At 35.1% G+C, this 15,657-nt stretch carries 14 protein-coding genes; 9 read left to right on the top strand and 5 right to left on the bottom strand.

The annotated features are described in order from the left end of the window. Nucleotides 1–44: 44 nt before the first annotated feature. The 3 genes from ACNQF8_RS03500 to ACNQF8_RS03490 all read right to left on the bottom strand — a co-directional run bounded on the left by ACNQF8_RS03500 (nt 45) and on the right by ACNQF8_RS03490 (nt 2,282). Nucleotides 45–905, bottom strand: coding sequence for a YicC/YloC family endoribonuclease (locus ACNQF8_RS03500; protein WP_417950818.1), 861 nt, complete (start codon nt 903–905; stop codon nt 45–47). A gap of 139 nt (nt 906–1,044) precedes the next feature. Next, the gene (locus ACNQF8_RS03495; RefSeq protein ID WP_417950817.1) at nt 1,045–1,932 is read right to left on the bottom strand and encodes a DMT family transporter; all 888 of its coding nucleotides are present in this window, start codon (nt 1,930–1,932) and stop codon (nt 1,045–1,047) included. Further along, the gene (locus tag ACNQF8_RS03490) at nt 1,932–2,282 is read right to left on the bottom strand and encodes an arsenate reductase family protein (protein ID WP_091166548.1); all 351 of its coding nucleotides are present in this window, start codon (nt 2,280–2,282) and stop codon (nt 1,932–1,934) included. The genes ACNQF8_RS03495 and ACNQF8_RS03490 overlap by 1 nt, the downstream gene beginning before the upstream one ends. A gap of 76 nt (nt 2,283–2,358) precedes the next feature. Here ACNQF8_RS03490 and ACNQF8_RS03485 point away from each other — a divergent pair, with 76 nt between their 5' ends. Together ACNQF8_RS03485 and ACNQF8_RS03480 are read left to right on the top strand one after the other, a co-directional pair. Continuing rightward, a complete protein-coding gene (locus ACNQF8_RS03485; protein WP_417950816.1) occupies nt 2,359–2,814 on the top strand; it encodes a DinB family protein in 456 nt (151 codons plus the stop codon). 36 nt (nt 2,815–2,850) lie between these two features. Beyond that, nucleotides 2,851–3,309 (top strand): DinB family protein, encoded by a 459-nt coding sequence (locus ACNQF8_RS03480; RefSeq protein WP_417952906.1) that lies wholly within the window; start codon nt 2,851–2,853, stop codon nt 3,307–3,309. A 164-nt stretch (nt 3,310–3,473) separates the two neighbouring features. Here the strand turns inward: ACNQF8_RS03480 and ACNQF8_RS03475 are convergent, their stop codons facing one another. Next, complete coding sequence (locus ACNQF8_RS03475) at nt 3,474–4,217, bottom strand: DUF3298 and DUF4163 domain-containing protein (protein WP_417950814.1); 744 nt, start codon at nt 4,215–4,217, stop codon at nt 3,474–3,476. 101 nt (nt 4,218–4,318) lie between these two features. Between ACNQF8_RS03475 and ACNQF8_RS03470 the strand changes: the two genes are divergently transcribed. After that, entirely contained in the window at nt 4,319–5,464 is a 1,146-nt protein-coding gene (locus ACNQF8_RS03470) for a cystathionine gamma-synthase (protein ID WP_315206112.1), read from the top strand. An 88-nt stretch (nt 5,465–5,552) separates the two neighbouring features. Here the strand turns inward: ACNQF8_RS03470 and ACNQF8_RS03465 are convergent, their stop codons facing one another. Next, on the bottom strand, nt 5,553–6,356 hold the full coding sequence (locus ACNQF8_RS03465; RefSeq protein WP_417950813.1) for a THC0290_0291 family protein: 804 nt from the start codon (nt 6,354–6,356) through the stop codon (nt 5,553–5,555). 276 nt (nt 6,357–6,632) lie between these two features. Between ACNQF8_RS03465 and gdhA the strand changes: the two genes are divergently transcribed. From gdhA to ileS, 6 genes are all read left to right on the top strand, one after another. Next, on the top strand, nt 6,633–7,976 hold the full coding sequence (gdhA, locus tag ACNQF8_RS03460) for an NADP-specific glutamate dehydrogenase (protein WP_417950812.1): 1,344 nt from the start codon (nt 6,633–6,635) through the stop codon (nt 7,974–7,976). A 133-nt stretch (nt 7,977–8,109) separates the two neighbouring features. Continuing rightward, nucleotides 8,110–10,398: a type IX secretion system anionic LPS delivery protein PorZ gene (porZ, locus tag ACNQF8_RS03455; protein ID WP_417952905.1), complete on the top strand. Its 2,289-nt coding sequence runs from the start codon at nt 8,110–8,112 to the stop codon at nt 10,396–10,398. Between the two features lie 54 nt (nt 10,399–10,452). After that, complete coding sequence (gene recO / locus ACNQF8_RS03450) at nt 10,453–11,166, top strand: DNA repair protein RecO (RefSeq protein WP_417950810.1); 714 nt, start codon at nt 10,453–10,455, stop codon at nt 11,164–11,166. A gap of 109 nt (nt 11,167–11,275) precedes the next feature. Beyond that, a complete protein-coding gene (locus ACNQF8_RS03445; RefSeq protein WP_417950809.1) occupies nt 11,276–11,737 on the top strand; it encodes a hypothetical protein in 462 nt (153 codons plus the stop codon). After that, on the top strand, nt 11,727–11,930 hold the full coding sequence (locus ACNQF8_RS03440) for a helix-turn-helix transcriptional regulator (protein WP_417950808.1): 204 nt from the start codon (nt 11,727–11,729) through the stop codon (nt 11,928–11,930). Before ACNQF8_RS03445 ends, ACNQF8_RS03440 begins: the two co-directional genes overlap by 11 nt. Nucleotides 11,931–12,197: 267 nt before the next feature. Continuing rightward, nucleotides 12,198–15,656, top strand: coding sequence for an isoleucine--tRNA ligase (ileS, locus tag ACNQF8_RS03435; protein ID WP_417952904.1), 3,459 nt, complete (start codon nt 12,198–12,200; stop codon nt 15,654–15,656). Nucleotide 15,657 lies beyond the last annotated feature (1 nt).

Below are 15,657 nucleotides of genomic sequence, written 5' to 3'. Positions count from 1 at the left end.
AAATTAATTAACCTGCAAAATTATATAAGTTTGCAGGTTAATAATTACAATACGTTTAATACTTGTTCCTTGATTTTTTCCAATTCGTCTTTCATCTGAACGACTAATTTTTGCATTTGTGCGTGATTGGATTTAGAGCCCATCGTATTGATTTCACGTCCCATTTCTTGGGTGATGAAACCTAATTTTCTACCGTTAGCTTCGGTTCCGTTGATGGTTTCCAGGAAATAATCCAGGTGATTCGTTAAACGGACTTTTTCTTCGGTGATGTCTAATTTCTCTAAATAATAAATCAATTCCTGCTCAAAACGATTTTCATCTACATTCACTTTCAATTCTGAGATTGCAGTTTGTAAACGGTCTTTTATAGCCTGAACGCGTTCTGGATCAAGTGCTAAAGCTTCGGTCATGTATTGACGAATATTACCAATTCGCAATTGAAATTCTTTTTCAAGAGACATTCCTTCATCTCTTCTAAAGTTCAAGATGTTTTGCAACGCTTCTTCGATAACGGTTTGGATTTGTACCCAGTCGTTTTCATCGATTTCATCGCGTTCTATTTTCATGGTGTCCGGCATGCGAACTGCCATTTTCATTAGTTCGGTTTCATCAGCATCAGCATAAACTTCTCTTAACTGATTGATATATGCTTTTACAATCGGCACATTCACTTTCGTAGAAGTTTGTTCCGCGGTATTTTCGATAAAAATAGAAAAATCTACTTTTCCTCTTTCCAGTTTTAGTGCAATTTGGTTGCGTAAACCCAATTCCATTTCGCGGTACAGCGAAGGCATTCTCACATTTAAATCCAAACCTTTACTGTTTAAAGATTTTACTTCTACCGTGATTTTTTTGGTTGGTAATTGCAAAGTCGCTTTACCAAAACCCGTCATTGATTGTATCATATAATTTTCTAAAAGAGGTCAAAGATAATAAAAAAGTACTCAGTGGTCCGTTTTTAGTATTCAGTGCTTTTTTATAAATAGGTTTGGACTTGTAAAAAGATTGAAATTAGAAGATTCTAAATCAACGACTGAACACTGATTACTGAACACTCTTTTTCTGTGTAACCAAATAAACACCCACAAATATCAAAACTGCCGAACCAATTTTCACCAAACTCAATTCGTCTTTGCCCAAGCTTATCGCAAAAATAGTGGCGAATAAAGGTTGTAAATAAATAAAAACGGCAACTGTGGTTGGTTTTAATTCTTTCATCGAAAGCAAATTCAACAAATACGTCAGGAAAGTCGAAAAAACCACAACAAATCCTATTTTCCAGCAAATATCCATTGGGACTAAAGCCCAGTTCACAGTTTGAAATTGGCTCCAGCCAAAAGGCAAAACCATAATAAAACCAAATAAATAAATCCATTTTACAAACGTAAAGGCATTGTATTTGTCCATCAATTTCTTGACGATAATCAGGTAAAATCCATAGGAAATAGCGTTGACTAAAACCAGAAAATTTCCCAATCCGGCGTTTGTGGCGCTGCCAATGGATTTCCCGTACAGAATTAGAAAAGCAGTTCCTATTAAACCAAGGATAATCCCAAAAACCATTCGTTTTTGCATACGCTCTTTCATAATCAATGCCGAAAGTGTCAACACAATCATAGGTGTTGAAACCATAATCACTGCCGCGCTAATAGGAGAAGTAAGGCTTAGTCCTTTGAAAAATGTAAGCATATTAAACGCCACGCCAAAGAAAGCTGCGGCAATAATTCTAGGAAAATCACTGAGTGCAATTTTCTCCTTTGGCATAAAAAGCCAAACCAGCCAAAACAATAGCACCGAACCGCCTACGCGCAACAAGATGAAACCATAGGCGTCAATATACAACGGCATGACATCTTTGGCAATGGTAAACGTGACGCCGTAAATTATAGAGACAATTGTGGCGCCAATTAGTGCAAGATTTCTTTTGGACATTATACCAGCGCTTTCATTACCTGCAACATATTTTGTTGGGTATTGCCAATGTAAATTTTGTCTTTGATGATAAAAACGGGACGACTCAAAAACGTGTAATGTTCCAAAATGTATTTTTTGTAATCGTCTTCCGTTAACGATTTGTTCTTCAAATCCATCGATTTGTACAACTGTGCTTTTTTGCTAAAAAGCGCTTCGTAACTTCCTGAAAGCTCACGCATTTTTTCTAATTCGGCAACAGTAATTGGATCTTGTTTGATGTCGTGAAATTTAAAATCATGTTCTTTCGGTAATGATTTTATAATTTTTCTGCAGGTATCGCAAGAAGCGAGATAGTATATTATGTCCATGTAAATAGCGATTTCTTTGTGCAAAGAAAATTCATTTGACACGGAAAATGATTATTTTTATCAAAAAAATAAAAAAATGCATCAAACATTTAATATTGCCAAAGCAAGTAGAAAAGTGTTGTCACAATTTCTGGAAAATTATACGTTGGAACAACTAAATAAAATGGCTCCGGGATTTAATAATAATCTGATTTGGAATATCGCTCACATTGTGGTTACGCAGCAACGATTAGTCTATAAATTTTCGGGAGTGCCTATGATTGTATCGGATGAATTATTCGAAAAATACAAAGGCGGGACCAAGCCAAGCCATGATGTTACACAAGCTGAGGTTGATGAAATTCGGTCATTGCTTTTCGAAACTATCACTCAAACCGAAGCTGATTTTAATAATAAACTTTTTAAAACCTATCAAGAATATTCAGCTTCAATAGGTGTAACTATTAAAAACATTGAAGGTGCTTTATCTTTTAATAACTATCATGAGGCACTACATATGGGCGTAATTATGAGTATTAGAAAGTTTGTATAAGTCAAAAAATGATTATTTTTATCAAAAAAATAAAAAATGAATCAATTATTCGACGTTAGCACTACAAGCAGAAATATGGTTTCAAAATTTCTATCGGGATACAATCTTGACCAACTCAACACGATTCCGGAAGGATTCAGCAATAATTTGATTTGGAACATCGGTCATATTATCGTCTCACAACAACTATTAGTTTACAAACTTTCTGGTTTGCCGATGATGGTTTCTGATGATTTAGTCGAGAAATACAAAAAAGGAACCAAGCCGGAACATATCGCTAAACAAGCCGAAGTGGACGAAATCAAATCGTTATTGTTTGAAACAATCCAGCAAACTAAAGTGGATTATGACAATCAAATTTTCAAAAACTACATGGAATATACCACATCAACAGGCGATCACGTTTTAAGAAATGCCGAAGACGCCATGGCATTCAGTAATTTTCATGAAGGGCTTCACATTGGAAATATGATAAGTCTCCGAAAATTCATTTAGAATTAACACCTATGAATATTGGGAGCTTAATCCCGTTATTCGCTTATATCTTTTCCTTTTTAAAGAAAAAAGTAAAAGGATATACGCTGCTATCGGGGCTAGGGAATCGTGAAAAAAAACACTATTTGGTCTTTAAAAATGAAATGTTTTTTAAAGACCATTTTCTATTTAACCGCCAAATAATCATTCACTTCAGTGTATGGCAATAATAATTCTTTTGGTCCGTCAGCATACGATGCGGCTTCGTAGGAATTGTAATAAAGCAGCAATCCTTTATCGGTATAAAAAATATTTTGGGGCAACTGGAATTTTTCTTTCTCAAACATCAATCCGGTTGCATTGATGGATTTGTTTGCAGGAATTTTATATTTTGCCCTGAATTTTTTTTCGGCGAAAGCCTTGAAAGCTGTTTTATCATTAAATAATTCCTCATTCGAGATTGATTTTCCAGTATTTGGATCAAAAAGCAGCGAACGCAATCCTTGGTATCCGTGAGCGCCACCAGTATAGGTGTAATGTTTGATTTCAATATTCAATACAGCATCTGATTGGTATTTTACATTTCCTTCAATGTCAGCTTCCCAGCCAAATTTATCATTGGGAAATTCTTTCTGAAGTTTGTCGTAGGAATCAATAAAGGAGGCTAATAAACCATTATAATCGGTTGCTGTGTAGGGCTTTTCGCCAAAATAAATAATCTCTTTCATTACCGAAAACACTTTTTTATTAATGCTGTCCGCAACAACCGGGACGGCAATTGCAACCGGTATTTTTACACTAATCGACGGACAGTTTTCTTTGCAAGGCATCGTGGTTTTTTTCTGAAAAGATTCCTCTTCAAAAACCAATTCGTTTGAACATTGTGCAGCTGAAAAAAGCAGTAAAGTGTAAATAATAAAGTGTTTCATCTCAAAATTGTTAATTAAATACAAAGGTACCTACTTGTAGCTTGGTTAAAATAAATTAAAGGGTAAATTTGTGAAACAATTTTGCATTAAAAATTAAACTTATGAAATTCAATACTAAAGTCATTCACGGTGGACAACACCACGACCCAAGCACAGGAGCGGTTATGCCTCCGGTATATCAAACATCAACTTTTGTACAAACTAGTCCGGGACAACCTATAAATCCTGATTATGAGTACAGCAGGGCTGCAAATCCTACTCGAAGCGCGCTTGAAAACGCTTTGGCAAGTATCGAAAACGGAACTCGAGGATTGGCTTTTTCATCAGGATTAGCTGCAACGGATTGTGTTTTGCGTTCTTTCAAATCCGGGGACGAAATCATTGCGATGGACGATTTATATGGCGGAACCTACAGAATGTTTACGCGTATTTATAAAAATTCAGGTATAAAATTCCATTTTGTGGATATGAATGACATCGAGAAATTCAAGTCATTAATCAACGAGAATACAAAACTGGTTTGGGTAGAAACACCAACAAACCCTTTGATGAAACTTGCTGACATTCAAGAAATCGCAAAAATCACTAAGGAAAATAAAATCCTTTTTGCAGTTGATAATACTTTTGCAACGCCTTATTTGCAAAAACCATTGGATTTAGGAGCTGATATTGTAATGCATTCGGCGACTAAATATTTGGGAGGTCATTCCGATGTTATTGCAGGGGCTTTGATTGTAAAAGATGAAGCGTTAGGAGAACAATTGCATTTTCAACAATTTGCGACAGGAGCAACATTAGGACCAATGGATAGTTTCTTAGTTCTTAGAGGAATTAAAACCTTGCATTTGCGCGTGGAAAGACATTGTGAAAATGGAGGAAAAGTGGTGGAGTTTTTAAACAATCACCCAAAAGTGAAAACAGTTTATTACCCAGGATTACCAAGCCATCCGTATCATGAAATTGCAAAAAAACAAATGAGCGGTTTTGGAGGAATGGTTTCCTTTACTTTTGTTTCCGGTAAAAAAGAGGACGCAATTGATTTTCTGGAAAAACTAAAAGTTTTCACACTGGCTGAATCTTTAGGCGGAGTGGAGTCATTAGCAAATCATCCTGCTTTGATGACGCATGCTTCCATTCCGGAAGACAAACGTAAGGAAGTTGGAATTACTGATGATTTGGTTCGATTAAGCGTAGGTATTGAAGATGCTGATGATTTAATCGAAGATTTGAAACAAGCATTAGTATAAATTGACAAAAACAAACCCCCAATTCTATCCCCGAAGTGTCGGGATTAGAATTGGGGGTTTTGTTTTTTATATACGGTTGTTTAAATGGCTATTGTAAGTAATAAATGTAACCCACATTGAACCAAACTAACCAGTCATTTGCTTTATTTTCTTTGTAAAGTTCCGGATTAGGATTTAAACCATCTACCCAGTTAGAGAAAAAATATTGAAACCGTAAGTCGACCATTAAATCCGACAAAGGCGCTAATTTATAACGGGTTCCTACACTGGAAACAACGGACCAAACTGTTCCTCCTTCATTAGAAAATCCATAAGGTCGACCGTCTGTAGGAGTTAAATATTTAGGAAATGTGGTCAAAGGAGTTCCTAATGGACCAAGAGTGGAGGAGGCTTCTGCATTGTAATAACTGAATTGTCCACCAAGACTGATAAATGGACCCAAACTACCTGTTCTTGCTGTGAAATCACGAATGCTCCATGGGAAAAATTCAAGTTGCATCCCAATATTAGTTACGGCGGTACTTCCCGTCATAGCTTTTAATTGCTCTTTTCCTTTGGAAGGTTTTCCTTCAATATATTCTCCAAAATGCTCTAATTCGGTTTTATTATAGGATATTTCAGATCTAAGTTTAAAGTGGTCGTTGAAATACGTTTCAGGAGTGTAACAATTACATTCGGCTTTATACGAAAAGTTTAAATAATGGATAATTCCGATACCTAATCCAGTATTTCCGGCGTTTGTCGATAAATCATAACGTTCTCCATAATCAGATTGAAAAGCAACCGGTCCAGCTATTACCCCTATTTCATGTGAAAATCCACCAAACTGTGCGTTTACATCAGGAGAAAATCCAAAACAGATTAATAGAAAGAGGATTACTTGTTTAATCATTAGGGTTGTTTTTCTAATCTTGACAAATATATAAAAACATCATACACATATAAAAATAAAATGGAAATTAAAAATAAGCAGACAAATTCTTATTTACTTACGAAAGTGGTAGCCATTTGGTTTAAATGAGGATATCATAAACACAATTGTTTAAAAATGCTTAATAAAAAGATAATTCTATTTAGAAATTAAAAAAAATAGAGTCCGAATATTTTTATAAAATGTATCTTTGTAAATTACAACGAAATCGTTTTCTTAATTAATTATTTATAATCTATGTTACTAAAAATAAATGATTTTATGGCTCAAGTAGAGGCCAAGAATCCAAATGAACCTGAATTTATTCAAGCTGTTAGGGAATTTGCAGAGACTGTAATTCCATTTATTGCAGAGCAAAAAAAATACGACGGAAAAAATTTGCTTCTCAGAATAGCGGAGCCGGAGCGTTCTATTATATTTCGTGTTCCTTGGGTAGATGATAAAGGAGAAATTCAGGTAAATAGAGGTTTTAGAATTCAAATGAATTCAGCAATTGGACCTTACAAAGGTGGAATACGTTTTCACCATACTGTAAATTTATCTGTTCTTAAATTTTTGGCTTTTGAGCAAGTATTCAAAAACAGTTTGACTACTTTGCCAATGGGTGGAGGAAAAGGAGGATCTGATTTTGATCCACAAGGAAAATCTGATGGAGAAGTAATGCGTTTTTGCCAGTCATTCATGACTGAATTGTGCAGACACATTGGACCACAACTAGACGTTCCTGCTGGGGATATCGGAGTTGGAGCCAGAGAAATTGGATATTTATTTGGTCAATACAAGAGAATAAGAAATGAATTTACCGGAGTTTTAACCGGAAAAGGATTGGCTTATGGAGGTTCTTTAATCAGACCGGAAGCAACAGGTTACGGAGTAGTTTATTTTGCAGAACAAATGCTGAATACTATTGGTCAAAACATCAAAGGAAAAAGAGTATCTATTTCTGGATTTGGAAACGTTGCTTGGGGTGTAGCCTTGAAAGTAAATGATCTTGGAGGAAAAGTAGTTACTATTTCTGGTCCTGATGGATATATTTACGATGAAGAAGGTATTTCTGGTGAAAAAATTGACTTTATGCTTGAAATGAGAGCAAGAGGAGATAATAGAGCCGAAGCTTATTTAGAAAAATATCCAAATGCAGTTTTCCACAAAGGGAAAAGCGTATGGGAAGTAAAAGTTGATGTTGCAATACCTTGTGCTACTCAAAATGAGTTGAACGAGGAAGATGCTAAAAAGTTAATTGCAAATGGTGTTATCTGTGTAACAGAAGCAGCAAATATGCCATGTACATTAGAGGCAATCAAACAATTCTTGAAAGCGAAAGTACTTTTTGCTCCTGGTAAAGCAGCAAATGCCGGAGGAGTAGCAGCTTCAGGATTAGAAATGACTCAAAACTCTATTCGTTTAAACTGGACCAGTGAAGAAGTGGATTCTAGATTAAAAGAAATTATGGTTGGCATACACAATCAATGTAAAAGATACGGTACTGATGAAGAAGGCTATGTAAACTATGTAAAAGGTGCAAACATTGCCGGATTTGTAAAAGTAGCTGATGCTATGCTAGCTCAAGGAGTGGTATAAATCAGATTTATTATAATTTAAAAAGCCTTTCACCATTCCGAAGCTCGGGATTGGATGAAAGGCTTTTTTTTGCGTAACAAAATGCTAAGACTTTCGTTTGTTCTATATTTGTAAACCAATATTAATGCAAATAATGAAAAAGAGCGTTTTATATTTTTTTCTTTTACTTTTTATCCAAATGGGTTTTGCCCAAAGTAACTTGACGTGGCAAGGTTATTTCTCTTATAATGAAATTAAAGATGTATCAGAATCTGGAACGGCTGTTTTTGCTGCTTCCGAAAATGCTTTATTTTCAAAGAATTTAGCAACAAACGTAATTAAAACTACCAATACTATTGACGGGCTTTCCGGACAAACAATTTCATCGGTATACCATAGCACATCATTCAATAAAACAATTGTTGGTTACGAAAACGGACTGATAATAGTGATTAATGAAGCTGATGGAAGCATGCTGAATGTGGTCGATATAATCAACAAACAACTTTCTCCGAATATCAAAAAAATCAATCACTTCATGGAATTTGAAGGGATTGCCTATGTCTCCTGTGATTTTGGAATTGTTCAGTTTAATCTGGCTACCATGCAATTTGGGGACACTTATTTTATTGGCGACAACGGAGCCGAAATTAGAGTGAATCAAACAGCACTTTTTAACGGATTTATTTATGCTGCTACAAATAGCGGTATAAGAAGAGCAAATAGTTCTAATAAAAATTTAATCGATTACAAGCAATGGGAAACTATTGCTACGGGAAACTGGTCAAGTGTAGTGACTTTTGGTACGGATTTGTATGCCATTAATACTGCGGGATACATTCATAAATTTAATTCGGGTTCTAATTCTTTTGCAGGATTTATTACTCTTTCTCAGTCTTCTCTAGACATGAGAGCAACAGTAGATTATTTGATAGTGACAACTTCTAGCAGTGTTTATATTTACAACAATCAAATGGCTTTGGTGCGTCAAATAAATACAAATCAAATTACCGATAGTAATCCAAGTTTTACTTGTGCAACTATAATAGGAAATGCTATTTTTATTGGAACAAAAGCAGATGGATTGATTACAGCTTCGCTTTCTTCGACAGTAACTTTTGAGAATATAACACCTATTGGTCCTTCGCGTAACAATATATTTTCGCTTAAAGCCACGACAAGTGCGCTTTGGACGGTTTACGGAGATTATTCCGCAGATTATAATCCATATCCCTTAGATAGTTACGGTGTCAGTAAATTTAGCGCAAGCGGATGGTTGAATATTCCTTATGAAGAAGTTTTAGGAGCACAATCGATGACCAGAATTACGGTTAATCCAAACAATGAAAACGAAGTATACGCAAGTTCTTTTTTCTCTGGTTTGCTAAAAATAGAAAATGATATCCCTACAATTTTATACAATCAAACCAATAGTGGCTTAGAGTCTTTGACCTTTGCGGGTCCTACTTATATAGATATCAGGGTTAACGGAACGGCATTTGACAAATTAGGAAATCTTTGGGTTACTACCAGCCGAATAAAAAACGGATTGAAAGTATTTAAATCTAATGGTCAATGGCAAAGTTATGCTATGGAAAATATCCTAGATTCGGCTATTGATAATAATTTTGGAACAATTGCAATTGATAAAAATGGAACGAAATGGCTTTCAACGAGTGAAAATGGGGTTGTTGGTTTTAATGAAAGTAGCAATGTATTCAAAAAAATAACAACAGGACCAGATACCGGAAATTTACCTATTTCAAATGTGAAGGTAGTTGCAGTGGATAATAGAAACCAGCTTTGGATAGGAACAACAAAAGGATTGCGGGTTTTGCCAAATGTAGGTAGCTTTCAAACAGAAGACCAGATGACAGCTAATCCCATTATTATTTTAGAGGATAATCTGGCGCAAGAATTATTATACGAGCAATTTATTACTGATATTGCTGTTGATGGAGCAAATAATAAATGGATTGGTACTGCTGATTCAGGTTTGTTTTTGGTCTCACCAAACGGTCAGGAAACCAAATATCATTTTACGATAAATAATTCGCCGTTGCCCAGCAATGTGATCAATGATATTGATATCAATAGCGCTACGGGCGAAGTTTTTATAGCTACTGCTAAAGGGTTAGTTTCTTTCAAAGGAACTGCGACTGCGCCAAATGATGATTTAAGTAATGCCTTTGTGTATCCAAATCCAGTGCGGCCAGAATACCAAGGAACGGTTAAAATTGCCGGATTACTAGATAAAGCCAATATTAAAATCACCGATATTGAAGGAAATTTGGTTTATGAAACCATTTCTGAAGGCGGGACAATAGAATGGGATACCACTGCTTTTGGGAAGTATAAAGTTGCTTCCGGCGTGTACATGATTTTTATTTCGGCACAAGACGGAGTGGAAACCAAAGTTAAAAAAGTAATGATAATCAGATAATTTAGAAGAATGAATTTTTCAATCTTTAAATTTTTCAATCTTTAAATTAAAATTGTGCTCGTAAAAACCAAAGCCATCGTTCTTTCGTCTTTAAAATTTCAAGAAAAAAGCTTGATTGTGAAATGCTTTACGCTGTCTCATGGTTTGAAATCGTATTTCGTTCGCGATGCTTTTTCAAGCAGAAAAGCGAATCAGAAAATCGCCTATTTTCAGCCGTTGACCATTCTCGAAATTGAAGCAGTTCACAAAAATAAAGGCACTTTAGAAAATTTCAAGGAAATAAAAATTGCCTCAGCTTTTCATTCGATTCATTCAGATATTTATAAGAGTACGATTGTGATGTTTATCTCAGAAATGCTGCACCATTCCATTCACGAAGAAGAAACAAATGAGCATCTTTTTACCTTTCTGGAAACCGCTTTGCATTGGTTGGACAATCACGATGAAATTGCTAATTTTCATCTTATTTTATTATTGGAAACCACAAAATATTTGGGTTTTTATCCTGATATTTCCGACATGGATATGCCTTTTTTCGAAATGAATGAAGGTATTTTTACGCCTTTTCACGCCATCAGTTCGCTCACGGAACATGAAAGTAATTTGTTCAAAAAACTGATTGATTTAAAATTCGATAACAATCAAAAAATATTCCATGTCATTGAAAGACAAATCGTTTTGAGAATACTGATTGATTACTACAGTTTTCATTTGGATGGCTTTAAAAAACCAAAATCATTAGACGTTTTGAAAGACGTTTTTTCGTAGGAGGAATTTTTTTTTCATAATTTAATTTCGTGTGAAAAAGTAAAGTATATTTGTCTTTTAATCAAGTTTGTTATTCTTTATGGAAAGCAAGCTTTAACCAATTAACATTATGGAACCAAAAGCAAAACAAGAAGGAGATATTGAAAAAATTGATAAGTTTACAGGTTATCAATTACCTAATAAATTTAAAATTGTTGGATTAATATTGTTTGTTATATCATTCATTTCAGTTCCAGTGATCTCAATTTATTTAGAAAATAATAAATACCAAGATTTATTTCAAAGGATAGGTTCGACTCTAGCTATTTTAAGTTTGCTCATGATCGCAATTTCTAAGGAAAAAGTAGAAGATGAGTTAATCGCAAAGATTAGGATGCAATCCTACCATTACGCTGTTATTGGAACGGTATTAGGCTATTTATCACTGCCATTTGTTAATTATATAATTTCCTTTAGTTTTTCTGATGCCACAAAAATGGAAGGTGTTAAGGATATTCCAATATTTGGGGTTTTATTGTTCATGCAAATTCTTACTTTCCGTAAGTTAAAAAAAGCGTACAATGAAGAATAGACTAAAAATAGAACGCGCCATTTTAAACTTAACGCAAGAGGAATTAGCGGAGAAAATAGGCGTTTCCAGGCAAACGATAAATTCAATTGAAACCAATCGCTTTGTGCCATCAACAGTTCTGGCGTTAAAATTATCAAGGTTGTTTGGAAAACCAGTTAATGATTTTTTCGAGCTGGATGATGATGACAAATAAGGGTTAAGTACTTAAAATTCATAAGAAATTGCATTTAGCTTAAAGACTTAAGTAACAAAGATAATTTATAAAATTCAACATAAATTTAAGGTCAAAAAACCAAAATCGCTGGACGTTTTTAAAGAAGTTTTTGCTTAAAATAGAATGTTGTCGGACTTATTATGAATTTTATCGAATTCTCTAATCAAATTTGTCTATTTTCTCTCATCTTTTCTTTCTTTTATTCAAAATTCCTTACTTTCGCACCTCGATTTAGAAAAGGATAAAATGAGCACAAAATTTACTGAATACAAAGGACTTGACTTACCAACTGTGGCGTCAGAAGTTCTAGATTTTTGGAAGAAAGAAAATATATTCGAGAAAAGCGTAACCACTCGTGAAGGAAACCCACCATTCGTGTTTTTTGAAGGGCCACCTTCGGCAAATGGATTACCGGGAATTCACCACGTAATGGCGCGTGCCATTAAAGATATTTTTTGCAGATATAAAACTCAAAAAGGGTTCCAAGTAAAGCGTAAAGCGGGATGGGACACCCACGGTTTGCCTGTGGAATTAGGTACCGAAAAAGAATTAGGAATTACCAAAGAAGATATTGGAAAAACCATTTCCATCGAAGAATATAACGAAGCGTGTAAAAAAACCGTGATGCGTTATACAGATGTATGGAATGATTTGACCGAAAAAATGGGCTATTGGGTTGATATGGAAGATCCGTATGTGACCTATAAATCCAAATATATGGAAACGGTTTGGTGGATTTTGAAACAAATCTATAACAAGGATTTGATGTACAAAGGCTACACGATTCAGCCGTATTCTCCAAAAGCAGGAACAGGATTATCGTCTCATGAAGTGAACCAGCCGGGAAGTTACCGTGATGTAACGGACACGACTGTTGTGGCACAATTTAAAGTGATTGACGCGCACAAAGAATTGTTGTTCTCTAAGTTTTACGATTACATCAGTTCGAATAATTTACTGCATTATAAGTTAGAAGCTTTGGATTTAGACGAAATCTTTATCTTAGCTTGGACGACAACGCCTTGGACATTGCCAAGTAATACGGCTTTGACTGTAGGTCCAAAAATTGAATATGCTTTAGTAAAAACATTCAATCAATATACATTTCGTCCCGCAACATTAATTTTGGCTAAGAATTTAGTTGGAAAACAATTCGGGAAAGGGTTCTTCGAAAGTACAGAACCTGCTGACTTTGAAAATTTCAAAGAAGGCGACAAGAAGATTCCATATCAGGTTTTGGCGGAATGTAAAGGAGCGGATTTAGTTGACATTCGTTACGAACAATTAATGCCTTTAGTTCTTCCATATCAAAATGCTGAAAATGCTTTTAGAGTTATTTCAGGGGATTTTGTAACTACTGAAGACGGAACAGGAATTGTACATACTTCACCTACTTTTGGAGCAGATGATGCAAAAGTAGCAAAAGAAGCTACGCCTGAAGTTCCGCCGATGTTGGTTCTTGACGAAAATGGAACTCCGGTTCCGTTAGTAGATTTACAAGGAAAATTCACTTCACATGTGGGGGAATATGCCGGTAAATATGTAAAAAATGAATATTATAACGAAGGTGAAGCGCCAGAACGTTCCGTAGATGTTGAAATCGCCATTCGATTAAAAGAAGAAAACAGAGCGTTTAAAGTAGAGAAATATGTTCACAGTTATCCACATTGCTGGAGAACAGACAAACCTATTTTATACTATCCTTTGGATTCATGGTTTATAAAAATTTCTGAAGTTAAAGACAGAATGTTTGACTTGAACGAAACCATCAACTGGAAGCCAAAAGCGACTGGAGAAGGTCGTTTTGGAAATTGGTTGAAAAATGCCAATGACTGGAACTTATCCCGTTCAAGATTCTGGGGAATTCCATTGCCAATTTGGAGAACCGAGGACAAACAAGAGGAAATTTTAATAGGTTCTGTTGAAGAGTTATACAATGAAATTGAAAAATCTATCGCTGCAGGTTTCCAAAAAAACAATCCTTTCAAAGGTTTCGAAATTGGAAATATGGCCGAATCAAATTACGATTTAGTTGATTTACATAAAAATGTAGTCGATGAAATCACGTTGGTTTCTGCTTCTGGCAAACCGATGACGCGTGAAGCGGACTTGATTGATGTTTGGTTTGATTCCGGTTCCATGCCCTATGCGCAATGGCATTATCCTTTTGAAAACAAAGATAAAATTGACGAAAACAAAGATTTTCCCGCTGATTTCATTGCAGAAGGAGTAGATCAAACACGTGGTTGGTTTTATACGTTGCACGCCATTGGAACATTAGTTTTCGATAAAGTAGCGTACAAAAATGTAGTTTCTAATGGATTGGTTTTAGACAAAAACGGACAAAAAATGTCCAAACGTTTAGGCAATGCCGCAGATCCATTTGAAACCTTAAAAGAATACGGTCCTGATGCGACGCGTTGGTATATGATATCAAATGCAAATCCTTGGGACAACTTGAAATTTGACTTAGAAGGAATTGCTGAGGTTCGCCGTAAATTCTTTGGAACTTTATACAACACGTATTCGTTCTTTAGTTTATATGCAAATATTGATGGTTTTAAATTTGAAGAAGCGGAGATTCCGTTAAACGAAAGACCGGAAATTGACCAATGGATCATGTCAGAATTGAACACTTTGATAAAAGATGTTGATAGTTATTATGCAGATTACGAACCAACGAAAGCAGCTCGTGCAATTTCTGAATTTGTTCAGGAAAACTTGAGTAACTGGTACGTTCGTTTGTGCAGAAGACGCTTCTGGAAAGGGGAATACGCACAGGACAAAATCGCGGCTTATCAAACTTTATATACTTGTTTGTTAACCATAAGTAAACTGGGTGCGCCAATCGCTCCGTTCTTTATGGACAAACTTTACAGAGATTTAACTTTAGCAACACAGTCGGAAAAGTACGACAGTGTACATTTGGCGGAGTTTCCAATTTCGGTTGAAAACTATGTTAATAAAATGTTAGAGAGCAAAATGCAGAAAGCACAGACCATTTCATCATTGGTATTATCACTCCGCAAAAAGGAAATGATAAAGGTACGCCAACCGTTACAAAAGGTAATGATTCCAGTACTTGACGACAATCAAAGAGCTGAAATTGAGGCCATTTCTGACCTTATAAAAGCAGAGGTAAACGTGAAAGAAATCGTACTTTTGGACGATGCTTCTGGTGTTTTGGTGAAACAGATTAAACCTAATTTTAAGGCGCTCGGACCTCGTTTTGGAAAGGATATGGGCTTGATTTCTAAGGAAATACAAGGGTTTTCAAAAGAGCAAATTAGTCAATTAGACAAGGAAGGAAGTCTGAATATTGTTATTGCAGGAAATAACGTAATTTTAACTTTAGAAGATGTAGAAATAACATCACAGGATATTGAAGGTTGGTTAGTAGCCAATTCAAACGGAATAACGGTTGCGCTTGACATTACAATTTCTGAAGAATTAAAACAAGAAGGAATTTCCAGAGAATTGGTAAATAGAATCCAGAATATCCGTAAAGATTCTGGATTTGAAGTTACCGATAAAATTAAAGTTCAATTGAAAAGAAATGGAATTCTAGAAGAGGCGATTCATAAAAATGAAGCGTATATAAAATCAGAAACATTAACCAGCGATTTGGTTTTTGTGGATGAAATAGAAAACGGTATAGAAATTGAGTTTGACGATATAAAAACAATGATATTAATTTCAAAATAAT

The organism is Flavobacterium labens (genome assembly GCF_048286755.1).
Lineage (GTDB): Bacteria > Bacteroidota > Bacteroidia > Flavobacteriales > Flavobacteriaceae > Flavobacterium.
The sequence above is the reverse complement of the archived record's forward strand: the minus strand, read 5'-3'. Positions and strand labels throughout refer to the sequence as shown.